The sequence below is a fragment of the Sphingobium lactosutens DS20 genome, from assembly GCF_000445105.1.
Taxonomy (GTDB): Bacteria; Pseudomonadota; Alphaproteobacteria; order Sphingomonadales; family Sphingomonadaceae; genus Sphingobium; species Sphingobium lactosutens.
In genome coordinates, this window is record NZ_ATDP01000073.1 from 110,154 (window position 1) to 135,618 (window position 25,465).

Here is a 25,465-nt window from a genome sequence, read left to right on the forward strand (position 1 = left end):
AATCATTTCGCGAGAGCAAATCTACCCGTGACGACGGCCCATAGGGATGATGCTGGGCCAGGCGCTTTCCATATCCACCTTGGCCTCGATGCCATAGACCATGGCAAGGTGGTCAGGCGTCAGCACGTGGCGGGGACTGCCGTCAGCAATGAGGCGTCCCTCATCGATCAGGATCAGCCGATCACAATAGCGCGCCGCCATGGTGAGGTCATGCAGCACGGCGATGACCAGCGCCCCGTGACGGGCCTGATCGTGCAGCAGATCCATGACGTCGATCTGATGTCCCGGATCGAGGCTGGCGAGCGGTTCGTCCGCGATGAGGGCGGGGGCTTCGACAGCGAGCGCGCGGGCCAACAGCACGCGGGCGCGCTCGCCCCCGGACAATTGCGTGGCGATGCGGTGGCGAAGGTCGATGACGTCCGCCCGCTCCATCGCCTTTTCGATCGCGGCGGCGTCCGTTTCGGCCAAGCGCGACATCGGGCCGAGATGAGGCAGCCGGCCAAGACCTACGAGACGTTCGACGGTCAGGGGCCAGTGCAATGTCTGTCCTTGCGGCAGATAGGCGATCCGTCTGGCAAGGTCCGCCCGCGGCAGTGCGCCGACAGGCTGCCCGTCGATGGCGATCCTTCCCCGCGCGGGAACCAGCGCCATGATCGCGCGGGCGAGCGTGGATTTGCCCGCGCCATTGGGGCCGACAATGCCGACCAATGTTCCCGCCGTGAGACTGGCATGAATGTCGTGCAGGACCGTGCGACGACCAAGCGTCACGCCGACCCCTTCAAGCGTGAGCATCACCATAGCCGCCGCTCCCGCAAAAGATGGAGGAGGAAGATGGGAATGCCCAGAAATGCCGTGACGACGCCCAGCTTCAATTCATTGGTGGTGGGTATCAGGCGCACGGCGATATCGGACAGGGTCAGCAGCGCCGCGCCCCCCAATGCGGCGGGCAGCAGGATGGCGGAGGGGCTGCGATCGGTCAGCGGGCGTATGAGGTGAGGCACGATCAGGCCGATGAAGCCGATGGTTCCGGAAACCGCCACCGCCCCGCCGACGCCGATCGCCGTGCCCAGCATCAGCCGCAGGCGAGTGCGGCGAAGGTCCACGCCCAGCGCCGTCGCGCCGTCCTCCCCCAGGGTCAGCGCGTCGAGCGCACGCCCGTCCCAGATGAGAAGCAGCATGCCGACCGCAATGCAGGGCAGGGCAATCCAGAGATGATCGAAGGATCTGTTCTCCAGGCTGCCGAGCAGCCAGGTCATGATCTCCATCGCGGCGAAGGGATTGGGGGAAAGGTTCAGCGCGAGGCTGATGCCGGCCTGCGCCAGCGTCGCGACGGCGATCCCTGCCAGGATAAGGGTCAATGAACTTTCCGATCGTCCAGCCAGGAAGAAGAGCAGGACGAGCGACAGGCAGGCGCTACCAATCGCCATCGCCGGCAGCATCAGCGGATGGAGTTGCGCAAAGCCGAAATAGAGCGCGCCGACCGCGCCCAGCGCCGCCGCGCTCGACGTGCCCAGCACCGACGGCTCGGCCAGCGGGTTGCGGAGATAGCCTTGGAGAGACGCGCCCGACAGCCCCAGCATCGCACCCACAGCCAGACCCAGCAGCGTGCGCGGAATACGCAGATCGAACAGGATCGTGTGAGTGATGCTGTCGCCATGACCGGTCATCGCCGCCACGATGTGGGGCAGAGGCAGGGCGACGGCGCCGAGTAACAGGGACCCGAAACCCGCGATCAGAGCCAGCAAGAGCAGCCCGACTAGCAGCAGCGCGCGACCTCGCCCATGCAGCCTCGTCATCGCCATTGGCTCGCCAGTGTCCAAGAGCTATGGGGCGTGGCATGACGCACAAGGCCCTTATGCCGATTTTCGCATCTTGCCTGATGGTCGCCGCCATTGGCTCTGGCCTTTGGGCAAAGGACGCGCCTTCCGGCCGGTCGACGGGTTTTGCGCCCAGGCGGATCGTGTCGGTCAATCTGTGCGCGGATCAATTGGTGCTGGCGCTGGCGGATAGAAGCCAGATTGCCGGCCTCACCCGCAATGCCGCCGATCGCGAAATGTCTGCAGAGGCTGATCGGGCGGGGGGATTGCCTCTGCTCAGCAGTTCGGCCGAGCATATCCTTGCGATCAATCCCGACCTGGTCGTCGGGATGCCCGCCAGCCGCAGTGCAGCGCTCTCGGCGCTCAAGGGGCATCACTATCGGACGCTTGACCTTAAAAGCACGGACCAACTGGCCGATATTTACGACGCGATCAGAGAAGTCGGCAGGGCAGTTGGCCATCCAGAGCGTGGCCGGGCCATGATCGCGGCCATGGAGCGCAATCTTGTCGGCTTGAAGAAAAGCGGGCGAGGGCGGGTTGCCGCTTATTATCAGCGGCGCGGCTATATGACCGGCACCGGCACGCTGGTGGATGACCTGATGCAGCGCGTGGGCCTCACCAATCTGGCGGCCAAACTGGGAAAGCCGGCGCTGGCGCAGGTCAGCCTGGAGGAGATGGTGGCGGCGCGCCCGGATTTCCTGATCGTAGAAAGCGCGACGGATGCGGTCACGGACCAGGGTAGCGAAATGCTGCACCACCCCGCGCTGCGCAACATTCCGCGCATCAGCATCCCCCAGGCATGGACGGTCTGTGGCAGCGCCGCCTATGCCCGCGCGGCGCACAGCCTGTCGGCCCAGATCGCTCGCTTCGATGCCCGGCGTCATTAAAATTCGATCCCTCGCTGCGCCTTCACATTTTGTTCGCGAAAGGGATGTTTGACCTGCGTCATGTCGGTGACAAGGTCCGCTGCGTCGATCAAAGGCTGCGGCGCGTTGCGACCGGTGATGATGACATGCGTCATGGCCGGTTTGTTCGCCAGCACGGCCAGAACTTCATCGACCGGGAGATAGTCGTAGCGCAGTACGATGTTGAGCTCGTCGGCAACCACCATGTGATAGGAGGGATCGGCGATCATTCGCTTCACTTCGTCCCATGCCGCGCGCGCAACGGCGATGTCACGGCTGCGGTCCTGCGTGTCCCAGGTGAAGCCTTCGCCCATGGGCTTGAATTCGACGAAATCGGGAAAGCGATCGAACACCGCCTTTTCGCCGGTCTGCATCGCTCCCTTGACGAACTGGATGACGCCGACCTTCATGCCATGGCCGATGGCGCGGACAACCATGCCGAGCGCGGCCGACGTCTTGCCCTTGCCGGTGCCGGTATGGACGATGATAAGCCCTTTTTCGATCGTCTTGGACGCGATCTTCCTGTCCTGCGCGACCTTGAGCTTGCGCATCCGTTCCTGATGCTCGGCGTCGGTGCGCGGCTTCACTGGCCAAAGCCCGTGATGATGGCATGGATCATGATGATGGACTTCACTGCCCTGACTCTCCGACGCGGGTGCAACGAAGGCTAAGGGTCTGCCGATCCGCAGTGTGCGATCGACCGGCGGGCGGGCCGGGCGTCTGCGTCCTGACACCGGGCGGCCTGACTGCCGTGGCGACCCCTGCCGCCTGGTCGTCGCTCGCCGGACATGCCGCGCCCCGGCCATCCCCTGGACCAAGGACAAGAGCGACCCACGCCGGCAGGTCTCCTGGCTCGCAGGTCGTCGCCCGCCGCACGCCTTCCCGGACAGTCATGCCCAGTGGCCGCTCCGGCTATCAAGGCCGGAACCCGTGCGACGCGCTCACCGCTTACAGTTGCAGGGACAGCCATGGCATTGGCCGCCCGAAGCGCAGCCGCACCATATTCCCTATTAAGCCCGATATGGGCACCAGCGCGATCTTTGACGGACATCTTGCGAGTCCGCGATCGCGCCATAGCGCGGGTGGCGCAGCCTTGGCAATCGCAAGCCTGACTGCGCCGTGGCTCCCACGATCAGTCGTTGACGAAGCTGATCGTCGTCATGTGATAGATGGTGGCGACCGGCGCGCCGCGCAGCATCAGGTCGCCGCTTTCTTCCTGCGTGGCGCTCAAAATATAGCGTCCTTTGGCGGAGATGGGCAGGGATACGCGACCCCGATCGTTCGTGACGAAATTCTTTGACCATTTGTCAGGAGAGATCGCCAGGATCTTAGCGGCCGGAACAGGCTTGCCATCCCGCATCAGCGTGAAGCTGTCCGCCCCTGCTGCCGTCGGCACGATTTCCAGCGGCAATATAGCCTTGGGCTCTGAGCGGCCTGCGCGGGCATAATAGATGACGCCCTGCTTCTTGCCATCCTCGCCCCAGGGGTCGAACACGCTGTCGTCCGTGACCCGCACGTCACCCGCCGGCGCGGCGACTTCGATATAGCCTGCCTTGCGGACCGGAGCCGCGTCACTTGCCCCGATGAGCTTGGGAGCCTGGAGCTTCTCAAATTCCGGATCGCCGCCTTCGGGAAGGGCTTCGCCCGGTTCGCCGAGATAGATGCGCGCCGGTCCATTGCCATCGCGCTCGACCCAGATTTCATGCGCCTGCACCGCCATGGGCAGGGTTATCAGCGCCAGCAGCGCGAGCGGCCATCTCTTCATTGTCTCTCTCCTCATCACTCGTCAGAAGCGGAAGCCGACCGTGCCCATCACGTTGCGCGGCGCGCCCATGAAGCAGTCGCCCCGCGCCAAGCAGGACGCATAATAGTGATTGTTGAGCAAATTTGTCGCGTTGATCGCAAAGCGCCAGCTGTTCCAATTGATTTCCGCCAGGGCGTCCACGGTCGTGCGCGATGGCGTCACGATGGTGTAGAGCGTGCCTGCGGGGATAGTGGGGTCAAGCCCGTAGGGATCGATCGCCCCGGTTGATTTGCTCTTGCCGCTATAGACCACGCCTGCGCCCAGGCGCAGTTGCGCCGAGTCGGTCATGCCGAACGTCTTGGTCGACCAGACCGACGCCGTGTGCCGCGGCATGTAATTGAGGCTGCTATTCACTTCGGATTTCAGTTTGTTATAGCCATAGTTGACCAGCAATTCGAAATCGCCCGGCAAGCGGTGGCTCGCCTCGACCTCGATACCCTTGGTTGTCAGTTCGCCCGACTGCGTCGTTACATTGTTGGGAAGATAAAGTACCCGGTTGCGCTCCTTGATATGGAACGCCGTCATCGTCACCAACGTGGCGAGCTGCGGCTGCCATTTCACTCCCGCTTCATATTGCGTGCCGGTCTGCGGGCGGAACCCTTCGCCATCGCTGTTCACGCCGGCGATTGGCAGGAAGCTTTCCGTGTAGCTGAAGAAAGGCGAGAAACCCGCGCCGATTTCCCCGATAATCCCCGCGCGAAAGGTCGTGGCATTGTCTTTAGTGCCCGCCGTGCTGGTGACATGATCACGCCGCGCGCCGAGCACCACGGATATGCGGTCAAAAAACCGGATCTGGTCTTGCACATAGACGCCAAGTTGTTTCTGGGAGTCATAGCTGAACGGGCCAGTCGGGTCATAGGTCTGCAAGGCATCATAATCGATGTCGTACAGATCGATGATCTCGGTGCCGCTGGCATAGCGCTTGCCGACCTTGTTCCAGCTATAATCGATACCTGCCAGCAGGACATGCTCGATCGCGGATCCGGTGTTGAATTTGATCTGCAGATTATTGTCCGTTGAAAAGACGTTCATCCGCGCATCGCTGGCGTCAGCATATAGCCCGATGGTCCGACCATCCGTGCCGTACACCGCATAGGGATTGGTCGGATTGGTGTAGCTGTCGGCATAATGGGTGAAATATTCCAGGTCGCTGTCGATATAGCGCGCCTTAAGGCTCAACCGGATATTGTCCGAAAAATCATGGGTAATCGAGCCGCCGCCTTGCAGCGAGCGTCCCGAATAACGGTCCCACCCCGGTTTGCCGACAAAGGTGAAGCGGTCGAGCTTGCCGGAATAGGTGGGATTGGGCCGGAATGTCCCCACGATCGGCAGGAATTGCGATGTCGATCCGCTATCATCCTCCTGGTACAGACCCGTCAGGACAATGTCGGTATCGGGCGTCGGTTGCCAGCGAATGGACGGCGCGAACATCACGCGATCGTCGGCTACATTATCGACAAATGTATCGGCGTCGCGAACCCTGGCCACGCCGCGAACCGCCAGCGTGTCGGTCAACGCCAGATTGACGTCCGCCATCGCTTCCTTGCGATCATAGCTGCCATAGACCAGGTTGACCTCGCCCCCGGTCTGGAATTGCGGTGTCTTGGACACGAGGTTGACGAGGCCCCCAATGGAGCCTTGTCCGAACAGCACCGACGCCGGACCACGCACGATTTCCACGCGGGAGAAATTATAGGGGTCGGACGTGATGCTGGCATAATAGCTGAAAATGTCCCGCATCCCGTCTCGAAACTGAAGCGCGCTAATGCCGCGAATCGTGAAGCCATCGACGCGGGTATCCCGACCATAGGGATTTGCCAGCACGCCAGCGGCATATTTGACGGTATCGCTGATGCTGATTGCCCCCTGCGACAGATATTGATCCGCGTCGATGACCGTGATGGGCTGGGGTGTTTCAATAAGAGGCGTATCGGTTTTCGTGCCCGTATATTGGATGGCGGTCACGACGATGGCATCTTCACTCTCTGCCGCGTCAACGGGCGTTTACGCATAGGCGGAAACAGGCGGCAGCACGGCGGCAAGGGCGACCCCAGCCAAGGCCGACAAGCGATAGCGTGTCAATTTTTATCCCCTTATCTATGATTTCGCAACCCCTACCTAGAATGAGAATAGGTTGCAATAGCATTAATGGCAGGCGGTGGGGTGAGACAGGCGGGGCGCACGAGAAATGGCTGCTCGATTTATCAAAGTCGTGGAAGCAGGTCGCCGTTTTAAGTTGCGCGCTGGATAGCCGTCCCACCAAGCGCGGTGAATTTGGCCGCGCGAATTTCGCGCGTATCCGCTGCCGACACGTGGTGCCGCCATTGGTGAGGAGGATGGTCATAGCTCAATTGTATGACCTCATCACATCCCCGACGCTGTATCACTCATGGACAAACAACCATAACGAGGATCACTGAATGACCGCGGACACCGCAGTTCGGACCGTCACCGTGCAGGAGGTCATGGACCCGCTGCCGCTCGGCAGGATGCAGATTTTAATTTTGCTGCTGGCGGTAGCGATTACGATGGTCGACACTGCCGATCTGCAATTGCTCGCCTTCGCGGCACCTGCCATTCTGACGGACTGGGGCATTTCCAAGCTCGCTCTGACGCCTGCTCTGTCGGCGGCCTTGTTCGGCATGATCATCGGGGCTTTGGCTGGTGGTACGTTGGGCGATCGTTGGGGACGCAAGCGGACCTTGCTGATCGCGATACTCGTGATGGGTATCGGGACGATCATGACCGGTTTTGCGCGCGATGTGACCGAGTTGACGATTATGCGTTTCATAGCCGGTATCGGCTTTGGGGCGACCACGCCAACGGCTTATGCATTGGGCATTGAGGCTTTGCCTCAACGATCGCGCACATGGGCGTCGGCTGTCCTCGCCATGGTCAACGCTGCCGGATCAATGGTCGGGTCCTTGATCGCTCTCAGCGTCATACCGGCCTTTGGATGGCGCGCCTCTTTTCTAGTAAGTGGAGGCCTTACCCTGGCGTTGGGCGTGATCGTCCTGGTGATGGTCCCCGAATCTGCATCCTATCTGCTCGCCAAAGGCAAACAGACCAAAGCGTTGGCGTCTCTCCGCCGCATATTGGGTCACAACAGAGTATCACCGGACATACTCCTCGCACCCAGGTCATCAAGTGACAATTCCCCGCCGAAAGAGGGCGGGGGCCTTGCCGCGCTCTTCTCCAGGGAATATCGACGCACCACCATGGGGACGTGGATCGTCTATTTCGCAACCACCTTTGCTACCTATGCGAGCATCACCTGGCTTCCAACGATCCTGACCAATCATCAATGGTCTTTCGAAACGGCCATGTCCATGGGCACCGTGACCGGCATCGCAGCCGTCACAGGCAGTCTATTGGTTGCTCTTGGCGGACGCATGATCGGCTCCAGACGGTTCATGTGGACAGGCGCGGTGGCGTTCATCGTCTCGGCGGCCAGCATGCCCTTTCTGATTTCGCTAGGCAGCAGCATCGTCCAACCTGTATTGGCTCTGGTGACGGCATGTGCGCTTTCCGGTTTTGCGACCGGATCTTTGATGGCGATAAATCTGGCGGTTGTGGGATTAGCCTACCCCGTGAATCTGCGGTCGCAAGGGGTTGGATATGCCTTGGCATCCGCGCGGTTAGGCTCGACCATTGCAACAATCGTTGCCGGGGCAATCCTTTTTTATACGCATGATAATCTTTTCGTGTTCTTCGGTGTCATCCTCTGTGCCGGACTTGTCGTCGCGGTGGGATCGGTCACAATTGATCAACATATCAGGCCGGCGGGGAGGGGACGCAGAAAGCCCGGAACTGGACGAACAGAAGCGGCGTCACACTAACGACGGGAAAAACGGCGCGTCTCCCGACACTGCTTGTCAGCTTTTGCGCTCAGCTGCCTTGGCCTGATCCCAAAGTGCTTCCTTGTCATCCAGCGACAAGCTGACGAAGGATGCGCCGCCCGCCGCTTCCATGGTCCGGAAGCGGTGTTCGAACTTGGCATTGGCCTGCCGCAAGGCTTTTTCAGGATCGACCTTCAAGTGGCGCGCCAGATTGACCACCGCGAAAAGCAGATCGCCGACTTCGTCTTCGCGTTCACAGGCCGTTTGCGCCGCGGCAACTTCTTCCAGTTCTTCCGCAATCTTAGCATAAACGCCTTGAGTATCGGGCCAGTCAAACCCTGTTCGGGCGGCGCGTTTCTGTAACTTTTCGGCGCGCAGCAGCGCGGGGAGGGCGGCCGCCACGCCAGCAAGCGCGCTTGGGTCTGGATCCTTTTCGGCTCGTTCGGCGGCCTTTATACTTTCCCATTGAGCGTGGCCGTCCTCACGTCGCGCATCTTCGCCAAAGACGTGAGGATGCCGGCGGATCATCTTCTCCGTTATGCCATCTATGACATCTTGGAGCGAAAAATGGCCCGCTTGCTCGGCCATCCGACTGTGGAAAACGACCTGCAGCAGCACATCGCCCAGTTCGTCGCGCAGGTCCGCCATGTCGCCACGTTCGATTGCATCTGCAACCTCATAGGCTTCCTCAATCGTATAGGGCGCGATCGAGGCAAAATCCTGAGCGATGTCCCACGGGCAACCTGTTTCGGGATCGCGCAAGCGCGCCATCACGGTGGCCAACGGCATGATATCAGCAGGACTGGGCTTTGCGCTTGGAGATGTCATGGCAGGTTCCGCAGCGATGTGGCCTGGTGGTCGAGACGGGTTAGACGCAATCCGCCGCCTCACACCAGACAAAGAAAACAATTGATAATATATATTATGTAAAATATCGACTGGTTGTTGTTTGTTTGTTCAGCTGTCGCCTTTGCGGTCGGCTGAAGCCTCAATCCTCCAATATCCGACTATGCTGTGCCGTCTCCCGCATGCGCACATACACTGCGAGCGATATAGCGATCATGATGCTGACATAGATATAAAACGCCTGCTCCATCCCGGCCTGCTTGAACCACAAGGCAACAAATTCTGCCGTTCCCCCAAATAAGGTATTGGCCAGCGCATAAGGCAGTGCAACGCCCAGTGCGCGGATATGCGCGGGGAAAAGCTCGGCCTTCACCACAGCGTTGATCGAGGTATATCCAGTAACGATCAGCAGACCGGCCATCACCAGCAAACCTGCGACCGTCGGATCGGTTGTCCGCGCGAGCGTTGAGAAAATGGGATAGGTGTAGATAACGCCCAAGACCCCAAAGCTTATCATCAAGGGTTTGCGCCCGGTCCGGTCGGACAACGCGCCCGCGACTGGCTGGAGCAGCATGAACAGAAACAGGGTTATGGCGTTGATCTGCGATGCTGTCTCGCGGCTCAGTCCGCTGGTGTTCACCAGAAACTTCTGCATGTAGATGCTGTAGGCGTAGAAGGCGATCGTCCCGCCCGCCGTCAGCATCATTACGGTCAGCGTTTCGCGCGGATGGCGCGTGATCAATTCGACAAATCCAGATTTGGGAGCGCCTTCCGCCTTAGCATTGGCAAAGCTTTGCGTCTCCGCCAGACCCCGCCTGAGCCAGAAGACGATGATCGCAAGCGCGCCGCCGATAAAAAACGTATGGCCCGCCCCGTTTGCAAGTAGGATTTTACGGTGTTCTGATCAGTCTGCGTCAACGTATGCGGTCTCACGGGAGCATCCCGTGGCCAAGATGGACATCCGCACGTCTGGAGCCACAATAAGGGAACCGGCAACAGGTGCCATTTTTTTGCCCGGGCTTTCCAGACGCCGATCGACTGTCAGGCCATCTTCACGATCCTTCCTGCAAACATCGTTGGGCTACGCGCGCAGAAGCACGCAGCCGATCCGTTATGCCGCTGCTGGATAGCCGCGTTCGAAGCTCACTTCTTTGCGAAGGGCTGCCCAAGCGATCCGCGCCAGTTTATTAGCCAATGCGACGACGATTGCGTTGCGATGAACTCCTCGCTCGATCATTCCTGTCAACCAACGTCCCAGCGGGGTTTCGCTGCGCGCCAGTGACGGTAATGCTGCCCGGGCGCCATGGATGAGCAAAGTGCGCAAATAGGTGTTGCCACGCTTGGAGATGCCGAGCAGCCGGGGCTTGCCGCCGGTAGTATGTTGCCTGGGTACCAAGCCGAGCCAAGCACCCAAGTCTCGCGCTTTGGCAAAGCTGCTGGCATCGCCCACGGCTGCAATCAAAGCGGTTGCGTTCAACGTGCCGATGCCGGGGATGGACGTGAGCCGCCGGGCAGCTGCATCATTGCGAGCCAGTTCGACAAACTCGCCGTTCAGTGCCTCGACCTTGGTATCAAGTTCGTGCCATTCGGCGCGCAGTTCACCCACCAGTTGCTTCAAGCGTGGTGATAGGGCCGTATCTTCGGCGGCCAGCATGGCATCAATGCCCAACTCCAGCTTGCGCCGGCCGGCCGGAAAAATGGTCCCCCGCTCCAGGAGGATCGCCCGCAGTTGGTTGATAAGGTTTGTGCGCTCGGCTACCAGGCGGGACCTGACGCGGTGGAGGGTCTGGATGTCCAACTGCTCCTGAGTCTTGAGTTCGACGAAGCGCATAGTCGGGCGCGAGGCGGCCTCGGCAATCCCCTCCGCATCACGATCATCATTCTTCTGCGCTTTGACATACGGGCGTACGTACTCCGGCGACATCAATCTGATTTCGTGCCCCTGCGCGGCGAAAAGGCGACCAAGGTTGTGGGCACCACAGCACGCCTCCATTGCAATCACGCAAGCCGGAAGCTTGGTCACGTAATCGATAAGTGTCTGTCGGCGCATCGACTTACGCACGATGACAGCGCCTGCTGCATCAACGCCTACGACACTGCAGGCATTCTTGCCCAAATCAACGCCAAGGATAACAATAGACATCGGTCCGCTCCTTTCCTTTTCAAGCACCGGCATCATACCTGATGCCGGGGAAAAGGGGCGGGCCATCCCATAAGGGAATTCGCCAGCCCCAGCTGTCGAGCTGCTCGACGGTCAGCAAAGCCTGGAGGATCAGCAACACGCAGATCGCCACCAGCTGCCCGGCAATCAACGTTACATATTGAAAGCTGGAAAAGAAGCCGCGCCGGTTTCTGCCGGCCATTTCCGACAAATAGGTCGCGCTGGCGCCATATTCGCCGCCGATCGAAAGCCCCTGCATCAGCCGGGCCAGCACAAGCAGCATCGGCGCGGCGACGCCAATCGTCTCATAGCCAGGCGTCACTCCGATCAGCAGCGACCCGGCACACATCAGCGCCACAGACAATGTCAGCCCGCTCTTTCGACCATGGCGATCGGCATAGACGCCCATCAGCCAGGCGCCGATCGGCCGCATGAGAAAGCCGACGGCGAAAATGCCCGCCGCGCTCAGCAACTGCGCCGTGCGATCTTCGCTGGGGAAGAAATGCGGTGCGAAATAGAGCGTAAACGCAGAATAGGCATACCAGTCATACCATTCGACCAGATTGCCGGTCGATCCGCCAATAATCGCTTTCAGCCGTTGGCGCTGAGTTGGTGCTGGTGGGCCTGCGGTCATGGCGTCAGCACCATCTCGCCATTCTGAACGCCCCAGCTTTTCAGGCGCGATAGCATGTTCATGCCGATCACATTGACCTCCCCAAATGCTGGCGACACGACGACCGGCAGATCGCTCGCGCGGATTGGACCGATGGCAAGGGTCGGGATGCTCGATCGCCTGGCCTCCACTCGGCCATTGGCGGTGTTCATGACCACACCCGGCGCGCCGACGTCATAGTTCAACCCGGACGCGCGGGCGGTGGCTTCGGACAATGCCGTAATCGTCGCCCCGCTGTCGATCAGAAAGCGGGCGGGCGCGCCGTTGATCCGGCCTTCCACCCAATAATGCCCGTCCTCGGCCACCGGTATCCGCAGGCTTTGCCCCTCGGTTTGCGTCTGCGGCAAGGCTGGTGGCGCGTCCGCCGATATGGCGACGCCCCCCTCCTCCGCCCAGCGCCCGGTCAGAAAGCCTCTATCCTGCGCAAATTTGAACAACCCCAGCAGGGCCGCGAAAATCGCCACCCACAGCAATGCCATGCGCCACAGGCTGCTCCAGGCAAGCCGCCGTCCGACCAAGGCGGAACCGACAAGCATCAGGGCCAGGAGATACCAGATGCTGGACGCCGCCTGATCCGTTCCGCTCATCAATTCCCCTGCGCGCCCATGCCCAAGTCCACGACCAGCCCGTCATAGCCCGGTTCCACACCGTTGGGCAGAGTATCGCATAGCGTCGCATAGTCCATGCTTTGGTCCATATGCGTCAGGATAGCCCGTGCCGGCCGCGCCGTTGCGATGCCATCCAGCGTCAGCGCCAGATGCGGGTGGGTGGGGTGTGGCTTTTCCCGCAAGGCATCGACGACCCATATGTCCATCTGGTCATACAGGGCCAGCATGTCGGGCGTTATGACATGGAAATCCGTTGCATAGCCGATGGATTTGCCGCCATGGCTGAAGCGGAACCCGGTCGAATAAATGGCGCCGTGAGGCTGGTCGACGCAGGAAATCTCGATGTCGCCGATCCGCACCGTGTCTTCGAGTGGATGCGCGGCGATGGTCGGATGATAGCCCTGCCGCCCTTCGAACGCATAGCCGAACCGCTGCTTGAGCAAAGTGAGTGTTTGCGCACGGGCATAGCCGGGCACGGGGGTCCCGCGATGGTGAAAAAGTTGCCGGACATCGTCCAGCCCGTGACAATGATCGGCATGATCATGGGTCCACAGGATCGCGTCGATATGAACGACATCCGCATCAAGCAACTGCGCCCGCATATCGGGGGAGGTGTCGACCAGAATGCGCGTCGTCGCGCTTTCGACCAGAATGGATACGCGCGTCCGCCGGTTCTTCGGCTCATTTGGATCGCAAGCGCCCCAGTCATTGCCGATGCGTGGCACGCCCGAAGAGGTGCCGCTGCCCAGCATGGTCAATTTCAGGCTCATGCCACTTTCGAGAAAAGCGCGCGGAAATTGGCGGACGTTGCCGCCGCGAGTTGCTCCACGCTTTCCCCCCGCAGCGCTGCCAGAAAGCGCGCGGTGTCGGCAACATAGGCGGGCTCGCACGGCTTTCCCCGATGCGGCACCGGAGCCAGGAAGGGCGAGTCGGTTTCGATGAGCAGCCGGTCCAGCGGCAGCCGGGCCGCCGTTTCCTGCAAATCCTTGGCGCTTTTGAACGTCACGATGCCTGAAATGCTGATGTAGAAGCCCAACGCCATGGCAGAGTCAGCGAAAGCGCCGCTCGCGGTAAAGCAGTGAATGACGCCGCTATAGGCCCCCTGCTCCATTTCCTCCCGCATGATGGCCAGCGTGTCGTCTTCGGCATCGCGCGTGTGGACGATCAGCGGCAGGCCCGTCTGGCGGCAGGCGGCGATGTGGGCCCGGAAGCTCCTCTGCTGCCGCTCCCGGTCGCTATGGTCATAATAATAGTCGAGACCCGTCTCCCCGATTCCGACCACGCGCGGATGCGCGGCGCGTTCGACCAATTTGGCTGTATCGACATGCGGGTGCTCGTCTGCTTCATGCGGGTGGATGCCGACCGTGGCCCATACGTCGGGTTCGCGTATCGCCGTATCCAGCACCGCGTCCCATTCGCTTTCACGCGTCGCGATGTTGAGCATCAGGTCCACCCCGGCTGCGCGTGACCGTTCCAGCACATTGACCTGATCCTCGATCAAGCCCTTGTAATTCAGGTGGCAATGGCTGTCGACCAACATCGCTCACGCCTCCGCTTCGGTAAGGTCAAGGCGCGGGAATAGCGGCTTTGGGGGACTCAATATAAAACCCGATGCCCGCAGCGAGGCGTAGAAATCGGACCCGATCAGGTCATAGCTTCGCGCGTCCCTATCGATGCCCATCTGGTCCAGCAACGCGGTTGCGCTCGCCGGAATGACCGGCTGGATCATCACAGCCAGGCTCGCAATGGCTTCATACAGCGTCGCCAGCACGGCTTCCATCCGCGCCGGGTCCGTCTTGCGCAAAGCCCATGGGGTCTGCGCATCGATATAGGCATTGCAGGCAAAGACTGCGCGCATCCATGCTTCGATGGCCACCGAAGGGCTCAGATTTTGCATCGCGTCCTGAAAGGCCCGGCAAGCGTCGGCAATATTGCGCAGCAAGTCGCTATCGACATCCTGCGGCGTGGGTTCAGGTAACCGCCCGTCGAGATTCTTAGCGATAAAGCTCAACGTCCGCTGCGCCAGATTGCCGAAACTGTTGGCCAGATCGCTGTTGGATCGCGCCACGATCGCCTCGGCGCTATAGCTGCCATCATTGCCGAAGGTCACTTCGGACAGCAGGAAATAGCGCAACTGATCGACACCGAACCGGTCTGCCAGTTCCATCGGATCGGCGACATTGCCGAGCGACTTGGACATTTTTTCCCCGCGATTGAGCAGAAAGCCATGGCCGAATATCCGCCTGGGCAAGGGCAGCTTCGCACTCATCAGGAAGGCTGGCCAGTAAACCGCATGAAAACGCACGATATCCTTGCCGATGACATGGGTGATGTCGCCGCCCTCAGCCCAATAACGCGCCATGCGCTGCGCATCGTCGGGATAGCCGCAGCCGGTCAGATAATTGGTCAGCGCATCGACCCATACATACATCACATGCCCTTCAGCATCCGGCACCCGGACACCCCAGTCGAAACTGGTGCGCGAAATGCTCAGGTCGGAAAGCCCGCCTTCGACGAAACGCATGATCTCGTTGCGGCGGCTATCAGGCTGGATGAAGTCGGGCTGGCTCTCGTAGAGCGCCCGCAGTTTGTCCTGATAGGCGGACAGACGGAAGAACCAGCTTTCCTCGACGGTCCATTCAACCGGCGTGCCCTGCGGCGACAGTTTCGCGCCCCCTTCTCCCTCGACAATTTCCTTTTCGTCATAAAAGGCCTCGTCCCGGACCGAATACCAGCCTTCGTAACGCCCGAGATACAGATCGCCATTGGCCTCCATCGCGCGCCAGATCGCCTGGCTGGCGCGATGATGATCGTCCTCGCTGGTGCGGATGAAACGATCATGACTGATATTCAAGCCTTCATTCATCGCCTTGAAATAGGACGACATTTCGTCAGCTAATTCGCGAGGCTCCATGCCGCGGGCGCGCGCCGTTTGCGCCATTTTCAGCCCATGCTCATCCGTCCCGGTCTGAAAAAAGACGTCGCGTCCCATCATCCGCTGAAACCTGGCGATCGCGTCGGTGGCGATCACTTCATAGGCGTGGCCGATATGCGGGCGGCCATTGGGATAGGATATGGCGGTCGTGATGGTGAAGGGCTTCGACATGGCGTCTCCCTAACCGCTGAACGCGCTGGCGCAAAGCCGCTTTTCAGCGCCGGGGCGCGAGCGCCGCGACATGCCCGGCCAGTTCGAACACCACGGCCGCCGGGTCGAGCGACAGGATCACTGCGCCTCCCGCCAAATGTCGCGCCCGTTCCCAATGATCGAGCGCCTCACCCAGAGCAGCCCCCTGCCGCTGGCGCGCCGCCTGCGCAATGAAAGCAGGCGCGCGTTCCAAAAAGGCCTCGTAGCGCGGCTTGGCGGATTTCGCCGCCAGCGCCTTGACCAGCGCCAGCCTCTTGCCATTGCCCTCGTCCGTTCCCGCCGCCAGCTCACCAAGCACCTGCTCGATCTCGGCGAGGTTTAGCCCGGCAAAGCGCATCGCCTGGCCCGGCGAACCTTCACCGGCCCGGACTAGCGCTGCGAGTTCCGCGTCTGCCAAGCCGGGCTGCGCGTCGCTCAGCACGCTGCGCATCGCCGGCTCGTCCACAGCGTCAAAGCGCAACGTGCGGCAGCGCGACCGGATCGTGGGCAGCAACCGTCCCGGCGCATGGCTGACCAGCAGGAACAGCATATCGGCCGGGGGCTCCTCCAGCGTCTTGAGCAGCGCGTTGGCCGCGCCGCGTTCCAGGTCATCGGCGCTGTCGACAATCACGATCCGCCGGGGCGACAGCGATGGCGCCGACTGGATCAGTCGTTGCAAGCCACGCACCTGATCCACGCTGATGTTACGCGCGGCAACGCCATCCTTCTCGATCGGCGACAGTTCGGCATAATCGGGATGGGCCGTCGCCTCGATCAGGCGGCGGATCGGATGATCGTCCGGCACGGCCAGTCCGTGGCCTTCAACAGCCGGTCCCGCCGCGTCCGCCAGCAAGCGCAGCGCCAAGGCACGCGCGAAGCTGGCCTTCCCAATGCCTTTGGGACCGGCGAAAATCCAGCCATGATGCATCCGTCCGCTCTGGGCCTGGGCCAGCAGCAGGCGCGCTTGCGCATCATGACCGATTGGCAGGATCACGGCAGCAGGTCGGCGAGGGCGTGGATCAGACGCTCGGTCACGGCGTCGGCCGATCCGCTGGCATCGACGGCGCGAACCCGGTCGCTCTCCAGACTCGCGAACCGGGCGAAGGCATCCGCAACAGCCTGATGGAAGCTGCTGTCGCGATCGCCGATCCGGTCGGCATGGTCGCCATCGCGCGCGCGCGCGCGCTCGGCAGCCACCGTATCGGGCAGGGTCAGCAGCAAAGTCCGGTCCGGCAGGAAGTCAGCGCTACCGATGCGGTGCAGCGCCAATATGTCGCTGTCGCTCAATTCGCCCTGCCCCTGATAGGCGCGGCTCGAATCCAAAAACCGATCGGACAGCACCCATGCGCCACGCGCCAGCGCCGGGCGGATGGTCTTTTCCACATGATCCGCACGTGCCGCCGCGAACAGCAGCGCTTCGGCACGCGGGCTCCAGCGATCCGCGCCACCGGTCAGCAGCAAGGTTCGGATGGCCTCCGCCCCGTCGCTGCCGCCCGGCTCCCGCGTTTCGACAACGTCCAGTCCGCGCTCCCGTAAGATGCGGGCCAGCGCACGGAGTTGCGTCGACTTCCCCGCCCCCTCCCCGCCTTCCAGCGAGATGAACCGGCCGATCGTCACCCGAAGAGCGACTTCAGGCCGTTCCAGAGCCGACCGAAAACGCCTGCCTCCGCGACATCTTCGCCAGCCACCAGCGGCATGACCTGCGGCGCGGTGTCATGGGTCTGGACGATCAATTGCGCGATCTGCTGCCCCTTGGCGATCGGCGCTTTGATCGGGCCGGTATAGACCACTTTGACCTTCACGTCCGCCGACGCCGTGCGCGGCAGCGTAACCGCCAGATTTTGCGGAGCGACCAAGGGCACGCTCGTCGCGCTGCCCAACTGCACTTCGGCGGTTTCGACCGTCTGCCCTTTCTTGAACAGCGGCTGCGCCTTCCACGCCTTGAACCCCCAGTCCATGAAGCGGACGGATTCCTTGATGCGGCCGTTAAAGCTGTTGAGCCCCGCCACCACCATCACCAGTCGGCGGCCATCCTGCTCAGCCGATCCGGTAAAGCCATAGCCGGCCTCCTCCGTATGACCGGTTTTCAGGCCGTCGGCGCCCGCGATCTTGCCCAGGATCGGATTGCGATTGGCCTGCTCGATCGCCGAACCGCCCATCGTCTGCCCCCAGGTGAAGGACTTGGTGGCATAGAAACGCTTGTAGAGGTCGGGCGTCTCCTCGATCGTCGCCTGGGCGAGCTTGGCCAGATCCTCGGCGGTCACATAGGTCACGCCCTCATCCGGCCAGCCATTGCTGGTGCCGAAATGGCTGTTTTTAAGGCCCAGGCGCTTGGCCTCCTCGTTCATCAGCGCGACAAAGGCCTGCTCCGTCCCGGCAATGCCCTCCGCCAGCACGACGCAGGCATCATTGCCCGACAGGGTGACGATGCCATGCAGCAGATTTTCGACCGACACCTGCTCGCCGGCGGACAAAAACATGGTCGAACCCGCTTTGGGGCCGTGCCATTGCTGCCAGGTTTCGGGGCGGACGGTGAATTTCGTATCCAGTTTGAGGTCGCCCTTCTGGATCAGGCGAAAGGCGACATGCGCCGTCATCATCTTTGCCATGGACGCAGGCGGGATACGCGTCTCCCCGCCCTTGTCGTACAGAACCGCGCCCGACGACAGGTCCTTCATATAGGCAATCGGCGCTTCGGTCGTGTAGGGCGGCGCGGCCGCGATCACCGGCTGGGCGACCAAGCCTGCGGCCAGGAGCATTGCGAGGGATTTCTTCATCAGAACAATTGCCTTCGACTGGATGGATTCGCTTGAAGCGGCCTGAAACTATCGCCCGTCCTTAGCCATGACGGGCATGTTCGCAAAGCCCTGCGCGGCTGCTGCACGAACGCCGGCCTGCGCTGCCTGCCGGGTTGCATAGGGACCAAAGCGCACACGCCACAAATTGCCCCCCTGCTCCACCTGAGCGCCTATCCGTTTCGCGAGCGCTTCAGCATTGGCGCGGGAGGAAAAAGCACCGACCTGGATAAAGTAGCGTCCTGACGCTGCCTGCTCCTTGGACGCAGGTGCGGCTGCCGTCGGCTTGGTTGTGACAGGCCGGGGCTGTGGCCGGTCGAACGTCGCGCCGGCGCGGGCGGGCGCTGCGGTCATAGGGGCCTGTGCTACCGGTGCAGGCAAACGGGTTTGCTGCAATTTCTCGCGCAACACCTTGAGCAAAGCCGGGGGGCTTTCCAACCGTTCGGCCGCGCGCTCATGCGAACGAAGGGCGACCTGATCCTGACCGGGAGGATTGACGCGCCGCACGCGAACCGCAGCGGAAGGGCCGGACAATCCCAATTGCGCCACCGCGCCCGGAGACAGGCCGATCAGGCGATCATTGCGCATCGGCCCGCGATCATTGACGCGAACCAGGATTGTCCGCCCGCTGTCCAGCGCTGTTACCTCGACATAGCTGGGCAGCGGCAGCGTCTTGTGCGCCCCCGTGATGGCATCCGCCACGAAGGCCTCGCCATTGGCCGTTAATTCACCTTTGCTCCCCGCCTCCATCGGCATCGCATAGCCCACTTCGTCATAAGCGGCGGGATCAGCGGGGCGGTAGAGCACGCCGGCCACGCTATAGGGTTCACCCAATAAGATAGGTTGATCCTCGACCATCGCGCTGGGCTGCGCCTCCGCAGCCACGGACACCATGCCGATTGCCGCCGCGCACAGGGCGGCGAACGCCTTATTGCTTGACCGCATCCGCCAGCAATCCCACCGACAAGGCATAGAAATTGGAGCAGTTATAATCCAGGATCGCCCGATAATTGCTCGTCAGCAAATAGGCGGTCTTGCCGGGACCGTCGGGTTCCAGCAGGGTCGCCATCATCGTGTCGGCGGGCCAGCGTCCGCTTTCCGGCACCAGCCCCAGCCGGCGCCATTCGGCCATGGTCATCCAGCGGCTGTGACGATTGAATACGCGGGGACACCGTGGCGGATTGGTGCGCGCGGCGAGCGAGGCGCGATTGAGGCCAGCGGGCACGGATACCGCGACACCCCATGGCTCACCGCGCCGCCAGCCCGATTGCACGAAATAATTGGCAATCGACGCCAGCGCATCGGCCTCGCTGGTCCAGATGTCGGCCTTGCCGTCGCCATCGCCATCCTTGGCCAGGCGCAGATAGACACTCGGCAGGAATTGCGGATAGCCGGTCGCCCCGGCCCAACTGCCCACCAGCCGGCTGCGCGGCACGCCATTGTCGAGCATCTTGAGCGTGGCCAGCAGTTCCGGCTCGAACAAGGTCCGCCTGCGCCCCTCCCAGGCCAGGGTGGCGAGCGAGCGGATCAGGTCAAAGTCCCCCGTGTAGGAGCCATAATTGGTTTCATGCCCGAAAATGGCGACCATGATCTCCTCAGGCACGCCGGTTTCCGCCTCAATACGCGCCAGCCGGGCGCGATTGGCCTGATAGGCGGTGCGACCGCGGCTGATCCGCGCGGCATCGACATGCTTGACGCGATAGGGCTGGAAATTCGGGATTGGCGCATAAGCGCCGCCGCCCGGCTGGTTCTGGTCAAGTTCGATGACGCGCGGGTTGGGTGTCAGGTCGGCAAAGACGCTATTGAGCGTGGCGTCGCTGATCCCCATCGCGCGGGCCTGCGGGCGGAGGCTTTCCAGATAGGAACGGAAATCACTGTTCGTCTGGGCAACAGCTGGCACAGGCGAGGCCGCCCCGACCGAAGCCGTCGCAACGGCGACCCACATTGCCGAAAGGACTGAACGCAAAGAATCTCGCATGTCGCTGTTGTTGCACAGGCTGATGCGCGGGCGAAACCCCCTATCGCACTGGCATTCCCGGAAGGCGACGAACCGAGCTGTGAGATTTTACACTTGGCAACCGCGCATTCCGCGCTAGGAAGCGCGCCAAGGGACAGGTGGCCGAGTGGTTTAAGGCAGCGGTCTTGAAAGCTAGCGGGGGTTTCGACCCTTGGCGGCAGGGGCCGGCAAAAAAGGAGCGTGGTTGGAATCACTTAGCAGCAAGCCCAGGAATCGCTAAATGGTGCGGCAGCGTCGCCGTCTAGCAGATTTCCAGCCGCGCCGCTGAATCGGTATGGAAGAGTGCCCGAGTGGTTTAAGGGACTGGTCTTGAAAACCAGCGACGGGGCAACCCGTCCGTGGGTTCGAATCCCACCTCTTCCGCCAACCGCTCTGCTTATGGAGCAGCCCGCATCTTCGCAGCCAACGGGTCAGGTCCGAGTCCCGGTTGGTCCACCGCTTGTCCAAAGCTTAGACGCGAGGGTGACGGTGATCTGCTCGCGGACCAATGGGACATTGGCTTGCAATCAGTCACTTGGTCCGCCCTCGTTTCAGCGTGTCCTCCCAATCAACCTACCGTTGCCATTTGACGTAAAGATCGCGCCTCTTCGCAACTGATCCATGTGAGCACCTGCGGTGGATGAAATCCTTGTCGTAGGTTGCGCAGATGTTCGATGGCGACGTGTTTGACGTTGCGTTGGGGCTGAGTCAAAACCAAGGCGATGGCCTCTTGAGCGCCATCAAAGTAAGCATCATATTCCCAACGCTCGACACCAGTCTGATGACCGAATTTTAGCCAGATCGCTTCTGGGTCGCCACGTACAATGCGTTCAACGATTGCTACGCCAATCACCGCACCTAAGGGACGGGTTGCATAAATCCAAAGTCGTGTACCGATAGACACAGACGGAATCCTGCGACGCAGCTCGATTGTCTTAGCGCCATCTAGGATGGCATGTGCGTGACGGGGGTGGATTGATATGATCGCTTCGTTGGCGGTGGTCACTGATGCCATCCTGCATCGACGATGCGCACTAGGTTCTCATTGGACACTGCCGTTGCCGAAATAAGATTGCTGCTGCCCACGGCCCCGTATTCTTTCAAGGTTGCGAATCGAACTGGATTAGGAAGAATCATCACATTGTCGAAGGTCGTCATCAGCACATCATCCATCGCAGAAAACCCTGAAAGGTCATCTACAACGACCCGCCGCATAGCGTCTCCTGAGGCTTGCGCCTTATGCACGAGCACAGAATCAACAATTCGCCCAACGGCAATAACAGCACCACGTCCACCGTTTTTCCCTGATTCATAAAAGAGTATCGGAAGCCCCGGACGCATCGTAGCTCGAGCGCGAGGGGTATTCACATAGGCTCGCCGTGAGAAGAAGGAAGCATGCCGGTTTTGGATGAACGGCAGGCGCGTCTGCATACTCGTGATCTGCCCCCACCGAGTGGACCGATTGGTTTGTTAGTGCATTAAGCTCATCGCCGCCATATCCGGACGGAGGTGGAGCGAAGCGGAACCGGAGGCCGATATGGCGGTGTCGCCGTTTCTGGTGCCGGTGGCCGATAGCCAAGACTGCTGTGCGGGCGGACGGTGTTGTAATGCCGCCGCCAGGCTTCGATCAGCACCCTGGCCTCGGCGAGGCTGTAGAAGATTTCACCATTGAGCAGTTCGTCGCGCAGCGACCCATTGAAGCTTTCATTATAGCCATTCTCCCATGGCGATCCCGGCGCGATGTAGAGCGTCTTCACGCCGATCTGCCGCAGCCATTGCTGGACGGCATTGGCGATAAATTCGGCGCCATTATCTGACCGTATATGTGCAGGCGGGCCGCGCGAGATGAACAGGTCCGCCAAGGCCGCCAGCACATCCTCATGTTTGAGCTGTCGCGCAACGATAAGCGCCAGACATTCCCTGCTGGCCTCGTCGATGATCGTCAGGATGCGGAACTTGCGGCCGTCATGCGTGCGCCCCTCGACGAAGTCATAGGCCCACACATGCCCAGGATACTCAGGCCGCAGGCGGATGCATGATCCGTCGTTGAGCCATAGACGCCCGCGTTTGGGCTGGCGCTGCGGCACCTTGAGCCCTTCGCGCCGCCATATCCGCTCGACCCGTTTATGGTTCACCGTCCACCCCGCATGGCACAGCAACGCCGTGACCCGGCGGTAGCCGTAACGACCATATTGCTTTGCCAAGGCGATGATGTCCTCCGTCAGCGCCTGTTCGTCATCCGCCCCACGCGGCACTTTACGCTGTGTCGATCGATGCTGCCCTAGAACCCGGCATATCCGTCGCTCGGATAGCCGGACTGGCAGATCCCGTCGTATATGATCGATGCAGCGCCGTCGCCGCGCGGGGCTCAGAAGTTTCCCCGTGCAGCTTCCTGCAATATCAGCTTGTCCAGCGTCAGGTCCGAGATCGCCCGGCGCAGCCGTTGGTTTTCCTTCTCCAGATCCTTCATCCGCCGTGCCTGGTCGGTCTTCAGCCCGCCATATTCCTTGCGCCAGCGATAATAGGTCTGCTCACTGACCCCGATCCGACGGCAGGCTTCGGCGGTCGAAGCCCCCTGCGCCAGCACGATCTCAATTTCACGCAGCTTGCCGATGATCTCTTCCGGCTTGTGCTTCTTGCTCGGCATTCAATGTCCCTTTCGCGGTCCAGACTATCATAGTCTCTGGGCCACTCAGCGGGGGGCAGATCAGGAAGAGCAGCGCGCCACCTGAAGCACTGAACGGCAGATATCCAAGCTCATCCAGGATAACGAGATCGGAGTGCAGGAGGCGATTGGCGATCTGACCGGCCTTGCCCTGTGCTTTTTCCTGCTCGAGCGCATTGACCAGTTCGACCGTCGAGAAGAAGCGGACGCGCTTTCGATGATGTTCGATGGCCTGGATGCCCAGCGCCGTTGCCACATGGCTCTTGCCGGTGCCAGGACCGCCGACCAGCACGATATTGTCGGCGATGTCGATGAAGTCGCAGCGATGCAACTGACGCACCAGAGCTTCATTGACCTCGCTACTGGTAAAGTCGAAGCCGGCCAGATCGCGATAGACAGGGAAGCGCGCGATCTTGAGCTGATAGGCCACAGACCGAACCTCCCGTTCTGCTGTCTCGGCTTTGAGTAACTGGGAGAGGATCGGGATGGCGGCTTCGAACGCTGGAGATCCCTGTTCCATGAGATCGGTGACGGCCTGCGCCATGCCATGCATCTTGAGGCTGCGGAGCATGACGACGATGGCGCCGCTGGCAGGGTCATGACGCATGACGCTTCTCCTTGCGCAGATCATCATAGCGTTCGACATTGGCCATCGGTTCGCTGACCAGCTTGAGCGCCTGGGGCGCCGTCACCGGCGGCGTGGAGATCGGTTTTCCGTCGACCAGCCTATAGAGCAGATTGAGGATATGGGTCTTGGTCGGAACGCCAGCCTCCAGCGCCATGGTGACCGCCGTCAGCACCAGTTGCTCATCATGATGAAGAACCAGCGCCAGTATTTCGACCATTTCCCTGTCGCCGCCGGGATTGCGCAACAGATGTCGCTGCAGACGCTGGAACGCATCGGGTAGCTCAAGGAAGGGCGCACCGTTGCGCAGGGCGCCGGGCTTGCGCTGCACGACCGCCAGATAATGGCGCCAGTCATAAACCGTATGACCTGGACCGTCGTGAGAGCGGTTGATGATGCGCTGATGTGCGCAGATTGGCTGCCCCTCGGCGACGACCTGGAAGCGATCAGGATAGACGCGCAGGCTGACAGTGCGATTGGCGAAAGAGGCCGGTACGCTGTAGCGATTGCGCTCAAAGTGGATGAGGCACGTCGGCGATACCCGTTTGCGATATTCCACAAAACCATCGAAGGGCCTGCCCGCAACCATCAGACACTCAGATTCATCGGCCCAGGCATTGGCAACCGATCCGGGTTCGATCCCGTGAGGGATGTCCTCCCATAACGCCTTGCAGCGCTCCTCCAGCCACAGGTTCAGCGCATCAAGGCTTTCGACCTGCGGCGTGGGTTGCCACAGACGGTGCCGCGCATCCTGGACATTCTTCTCGACCTGCCCCTTTTCCCATCCCGCAGCCGGGTTACAGAACTCAGCTTCGAACAGATAGTGGCTGACCATCGTCAGGAAGCGTGCGTTGACGGTGCGTTCCTTGCCACGCCCGACCTTGTCGACGGCCGTGCGCATATTGTCATAGATACCCCGGCGCGGCACGCCGCCCAGCACGCGGAAGGCGTGATTATGGGCGTCGAACAGCATCTCATGGGTTTGCAGCAGGTAGGCGCGCACGATGAATGCCCGGCTGTAACTGAGCTTGAAATGCGCGACCTGCAGCTTGGTCCGAACCCCGGCGATGATTGCCCAGTCCTCACTCCAATCAAACTGGAAAGCTTCCCCCGGCGCGAACGACAGGGGCACGAATGTCCCACGCCCGCCAATCTGTTGCTGGCGCCGATAATCTTCGCGCCAGTCCCGAGCAAAAGCGGCAACCCGGTTGTAGGATCCTTCATAACCCAGGCTCACCAAATCGGCGTGAAACTGCTTGATCGTGCGCTTCTGCTTGCGCGATCGGCCCATATCGCGCCGCAGCCAGGCCGCCAGATGCTCAGCAAATGGGTCCAGTTTGCTTGGTCGATCAGGCACCTTGAACCGCGGATCGATCGTCTCGGACCGCAAATATTTGCGGATCGTGTTGCGTGATAGTCCGGTGCGCCGCGCTATCTCCCGGATCGGTAGATGATCGCGAAAATGCCAGCGCCGGATAACGCTCAATAACGCCATGTCCAACACTCCATATACCCTCGCTTGTCAAAGCCAGGGACGAGTTCAACATGGGTCAATTCTCAGTGGAAATTTACGCCCTACCCGGGTCACTTCTCAGTGGAAATCAACA

21 protein-coding genes, 1 tRNA gene, 4 pseudogenes and 1 riboswitch are annotated in these 25,465 nt (G+C 61.2%); of the genes and pseudogenes, 3 read left to right on the top strand and 23 right to left on the bottom strand.

Annotated elements, in window-relative coordinates; translation table 11 throughout:
* Positions 1 to 21: 21 nt before the first annotated feature.
* Complete coding sequence (locus RLDS_RS34775) at positions 22 to 798, bottom strand: ABC transporter ATP-binding protein (protein ID WP_021225057.1); 777 nt, start codon at positions 796 to 798, stop codon at positions 22 to 24.
* Entirely contained in the window at positions 792 to 1,802 is a 1,011-nt protein-coding gene (locus RLDS_RS34780) for a FecCD family ABC transporter permease (protein WP_021225058.1), read from the bottom strand. Before RLDS_RS34780 ends, RLDS_RS34775 begins: the two co-directional genes overlap by 7 nt.
* A 35-nt stretch (positions 1,803 to 1,837) precedes the next feature.
* Between RLDS_RS34780 and RLDS_RS34785 the strand changes: the two genes are divergently transcribed.
* Positions 1,838 to 2,704 (top strand): ABC transporter substrate-binding protein, encoded by an 867-nt coding sequence (locus RLDS_RS34785; protein ID WP_021225059.1) that lies wholly within the window; start codon positions 1,838 to 1,840, stop codon positions 2,702 to 2,704.
* Here RLDS_RS34785 and cobO read toward each other — a convergent pair.
* The 3 genes from cobO to RLDS_RS34800 form a co-directional block, all read right to left on the bottom strand.
* Positions 2,701 to 3,309 (bottom strand): cob(I)yrinic acid a,c-diamide adenosyltransferase, encoded by a 609-nt coding sequence (gene cobO, locus RLDS_RS34790; RefSeq protein WP_021225060.1) that lies wholly within the window; start codon positions 3,307 to 3,309, stop codon positions 2,701 to 2,703. The genes RLDS_RS34785 and cobO overlap by 4 nt on opposite strands.
* Before the next feature lie 234 nt (positions 3,310 to 3,543).
* Positions 3,544 to 3,769: riboswitch (cobalamin riboswitch) on the bottom strand.
* An 85-nt stretch (positions 3,770 to 3,854) separates the two neighbouring features.
* Entirely contained in the window at positions 3,855 to 4,487 is a 633-nt protein-coding gene (locus RLDS_RS34795; RefSeq protein WP_021225061.1) for a nickel uptake transporter family protein, read from the bottom strand.
* Positions 4,488 to 4,508: 21 nt separating this feature from the next.
* A complete protein-coding gene (locus tag RLDS_RS34800) occupies positions 4,509 to 6,491 on the bottom strand; it encodes a TonB-dependent siderophore receptor (RefSeq protein WP_021225062.1) in 1,983 nt (660 codons plus the stop codon).
* Positions 6,492 to 6,946: 455 nt separating this feature from the next.
* On the opposite strand from RLDS_RS34800, the gene RLDS_RS34805 reads away from it, so the two are divergent.
* Positions 6,947 to 8,365, top strand: a complete 1,419-nt coding sequence (locus RLDS_RS34805; protein ID WP_021225063.1) for an MFS transporter — start codon at positions 6,947 to 6,949, stop codon at positions 8,363 to 8,365.
* A gap of 36 nt (positions 8,366 to 8,401) precedes the next feature.
* Here RLDS_RS34805 and mazG read toward each other — a convergent pair whose 3' ends face one another.
* The 13 genes and pseudogenes from mazG to RLDS_RS34870 all read right to left on the bottom strand — a co-directional run bounded on the left by mazG (position 8,402) and on the right by RLDS_RS34870 (position 20,550).
* Complete coding sequence (mazG, locus tag RLDS_RS34810) at positions 8,402 to 9,154, bottom strand: nucleoside triphosphate pyrophosphohydrolase (RefSeq protein WP_021225064.1); 753 nt, start codon at positions 9,152 to 9,154, stop codon at positions 8,402 to 8,404.
* 199 nt (positions 9,155 to 9,353) lie between these two features.
* Positions 9,354 to 10,070, bottom strand: a pseudogene (locus RLDS_RS34815) (MFS transporter); the annotation flags it as partial.
* A gap of 252 nt (positions 10,071 to 10,322) precedes the next feature.
* Positions 10,323 to 11,354, bottom strand: a complete 1,032-nt coding sequence (locus RLDS_RS34820; protein ID WP_020818605.1) for an IS110 family RNA-guided transposase — start codon at positions 11,352 to 11,354, stop codon at positions 10,323 to 10,325.
* A 61-nt stretch (positions 11,355 to 11,415) separates the two neighbouring features.
* Positions 11,416 to 12,006, bottom strand: a pseudogene (locus tag RLDS_RS34825) (MFS transporter); the annotation flags it as partial.
* A complete protein-coding gene (locus tag RLDS_RS34830; protein WP_021225067.1) occupies positions 12,003 to 12,632 on the bottom strand; it encodes a retropepsin-like aspartic protease family protein in 630 nt (209 codons plus the stop codon). The pseudogene RLDS_RS34825 and the gene RLDS_RS34830, both read right to left, overlap by 4 nt.
* A complete protein-coding gene (locus tag RLDS_RS34835) occupies positions 12,632 to 13,423 on the bottom strand; it encodes an MBL fold metallo-hydrolase (protein ID WP_021225068.1) in 792 nt (263 codons plus the stop codon). The genes RLDS_RS34830 and RLDS_RS34835 overlap by 1 nt, the downstream gene beginning before the upstream one ends.
* Entirely contained in the window at positions 13,420 to 14,193 is a 774-nt protein-coding gene (locus tag RLDS_RS34840; protein WP_021225069.1) for a TatD family hydrolase, read from the bottom strand. Before RLDS_RS34840 ends, RLDS_RS34835 begins: the two co-directional genes overlap by 4 nt.
* Positions 14,194 to 14,196: 3 nt before the next feature.
* Positions 14,197 to 15,759, bottom strand: a complete 1,563-nt coding sequence (gene metG / locus RLDS_RS34845) for a methionine--tRNA ligase (RefSeq protein ID WP_021225070.1) — start codon at positions 15,757 to 15,759, stop codon at positions 14,197 to 14,199.
* Between the two features lie 43 nt (positions 15,760 to 15,802).
* Complete coding sequence (locus RLDS_RS34850; RefSeq protein ID WP_021225071.1) at positions 15,803 to 16,771, bottom strand: AAA family ATPase; 969 nt, start codon at positions 16,769 to 16,771, stop codon at positions 15,803 to 15,805.
* The gene (tmk, locus tag RLDS_RS34855; protein ID WP_021225072.1) at positions 16,768 to 17,394 is read right to left on the bottom strand and encodes a dTMP kinase; all 627 of its coding nucleotides are present in this window, start codon (positions 17,392 to 17,394) and stop codon (positions 16,768 to 16,770) included. The genes RLDS_RS34850 and tmk overlap by 4 nt, the downstream gene beginning before the upstream one ends.
* Positions 17,391 to 18,554 carry a D-alanyl-D-alanine carboxypeptidase family protein gene (locus tag RLDS_RS34860; protein ID WP_021225073.1) on the bottom strand — a complete coding sequence of 388 codons (1,164 nt, stop codon included), beginning with the start codon at positions 18,552 to 18,554 and terminating at the stop codon, positions 17,391 to 17,393. The genes tmk and RLDS_RS34860 overlap by 4 nt, the downstream gene beginning before the upstream one ends.
* Positions 18,555 to 18,602: 48 nt before the next feature.
* Entirely contained in the window at positions 18,603 to 19,517 is a 915-nt protein-coding gene (locus RLDS_RS34865) for an SPOR domain-containing protein (RefSeq protein ID WP_021225074.1), read from the bottom strand.
* Positions 19,501 to 20,550, bottom strand: coding sequence for a lytic murein transglycosylase (locus tag RLDS_RS34870; protein WP_031297627.1), 1,050 nt, complete (start codon positions 20,548 to 20,550; stop codon positions 19,501 to 19,503). The genes RLDS_RS34865 and RLDS_RS34870 overlap by 17 nt, the downstream gene beginning before the upstream one ends.
* A gap of 315 nt (positions 20,551 to 20,865) precedes the next feature.
* Here RLDS_RS34870 and RLDS_RS34875 point away from each other — a divergent pair.
* Positions 20,866 to 20,955, top strand: a tRNA-Ser gene (locus RLDS_RS34875).
* A 181-nt stretch (positions 20,956 to 21,136) separates the two neighbouring features.
* Here the strand turns inward: RLDS_RS34875 and RLDS_RS55870 are convergent.
* The 5 genes and pseudogenes from RLDS_RS55870 to istA all read right to left on the bottom strand — a co-directional run bounded on the left by RLDS_RS55870 (position 21,137) and on the right by istA (position 25,353).
* Positions 21,137 to 21,574, bottom strand: a complete 438-nt coding sequence (locus RLDS_RS55870; RefSeq protein WP_161626716.1) for an ASCH domain-containing protein — start codon at positions 21,572 to 21,574, stop codon at positions 21,137 to 21,139.
* On the bottom strand, positions 21,571 to 21,999 hold the full coding sequence (locus RLDS_RS55875) for an EVE domain-containing protein (RefSeq protein ID WP_152528012.1): 429 nt from the start codon (positions 21,997 to 21,999) through the stop codon (positions 21,571 to 21,573). Before RLDS_RS55875 ends, RLDS_RS55870 begins: the two co-directional genes overlap by 4 nt.
* A 39-nt stretch (positions 22,000 to 22,038) precedes the next feature.
* Positions 22,039 to 23,215 (bottom strand): annotated as a pseudogene (locus tag RLDS_RS34880) (IS3 family transposase).
* A gap of 16 nt (positions 23,216 to 23,231) precedes the next feature.
* Positions 23,232 to 23,840: pseudogene (locus tag RLDS_RS34890) on the bottom strand (ATP-binding protein); the annotation flags it as partial.
* Positions 23,830 to 25,353 carry an IS21 family transposase gene (gene istA / locus RLDS_RS34895; RefSeq protein WP_009823850.1) on the bottom strand — a complete coding sequence of 508 codons (1,524 nt, stop codon included), beginning with the start codon at positions 25,351 to 25,353 and terminating at the stop codon, positions 23,830 to 23,832. The pseudogene RLDS_RS34890 and the gene istA, both read right to left, overlap by 11 nt.
* Positions 25,354 to 25,465 lie beyond the last annotated feature (112 nt).

What these genes read in the sequence shown, in the direction of transcription:
- RLDS_RS34775 (WP_021225057.1), bottom strand. Translation starts at nt 798, where the DNA reads ATGGTGATGCTCACGCTTGAAGGGGTCGGCGTGACGCTTGGTCGTCGC.
- RLDS_RS34780 (WP_021225058.1), bottom strand. Translation starts at nt 1,802, where the DNA reads ATGGCGATGACGAGGCTGCATGGGCGAGGTCGCGCGCTGCTGCTAGTC.
- RLDS_RS34785 (WP_021225059.1), top strand. Translation starts at nt 1,838, where the DNA reads ATGACGCACAAGGCCCTTATGCCGATTTTCGCATCTTGCCTGATGGTC.
- RLDS_RS34795 (WP_021225061.1), bottom strand. Translation starts at nt 4,487, where the DNA reads ATGAAGAGATGGCCGCTCGCGCTGCTGGCGCTGATAACCCTGCCCATG.
- RLDS_RS34805 (WP_021225063.1), top strand. Translation starts at nt 6,947, where the DNA reads ATGACCGCGGACACCGCAGTTCGGACCGTCACCGTGCAGGAGGTCATG.
- mazG (WP_021225064.1), bottom strand. Translation starts at nt 9,154, where the DNA reads ATGCCGTTGGCCACCGTGATGGCGCGCTTGCGCGATCCCGAAACAGGT.
- RLDS_RS34820 (WP_020818605.1), bottom strand. Translation starts at nt 11,354, where the DNA reads ATGTCTATTGTTATCCTTGGCGTTGATTTGGGCAAGAATGCCTGCAGT.
- RLDS_RS34830 (WP_021225067.1), bottom strand. Translation starts at nt 12,632, where the DNA reads ATGAGCGGAACGGATCAGGCGGCGTCCAGCATCTGGTATCTCCTGGCC.
- RLDS_RS34835 (WP_021225068.1), bottom strand. Translation starts at nt 13,423, where the DNA reads ATGAGCCTGAAATTGACCATGCTGGGCAGCGGCACCTCTTCGGGCGTG.
- RLDS_RS34840 (WP_021225069.1), bottom strand. Translation starts at nt 14,193, where the DNA reads ATGTTGGTCGACAGCCATTGCCACCTGAATTACAAGGGCTTGATCGAG.
- metG (WP_021225070.1), bottom strand. Translation starts at nt 15,759, where the DNA reads ATGTCGAAGCCCTTCACCATCACGACCGCCATATCCTATCCCAATGGC.
- RLDS_RS34860 (WP_021225073.1), bottom strand. Translation starts at nt 18,554, where the DNA reads ATGAAGAAATCCCTCGCAATGCTCCTGGCCGCAGGCTTGGTCGCCCAG.
- RLDS_RS34865 (WP_021225074.1), bottom strand. Translation starts at nt 19,517, where the DNA reads ATGCGGTCAAGCAATAAGGCGTTCGCCGCCCTGTGCGCGGCGGCAATC.
- RLDS_RS34870 (WP_031297627.1), bottom strand. Translation starts at nt 20,550, where the DNA reads ATGCGAGATTCTTTGCGTTCAGTCCTTTCGGCAATGTGGGTCGCCGTT.
- RLDS_RS55875 (WP_152528012.1), bottom strand. Translation starts at nt 21,999, where the DNA reads ATGCAGACGCGCCTGCCGTTCATCCAAAACCGGCATGCTTCCTTCTTC.
- istA (WP_009823850.1), bottom strand. Translation starts at nt 25,353, where the DNA reads ATGGCGTTATTGAGCGTTATCCGGCGCTGGCATTTTCGCGATCATCTA.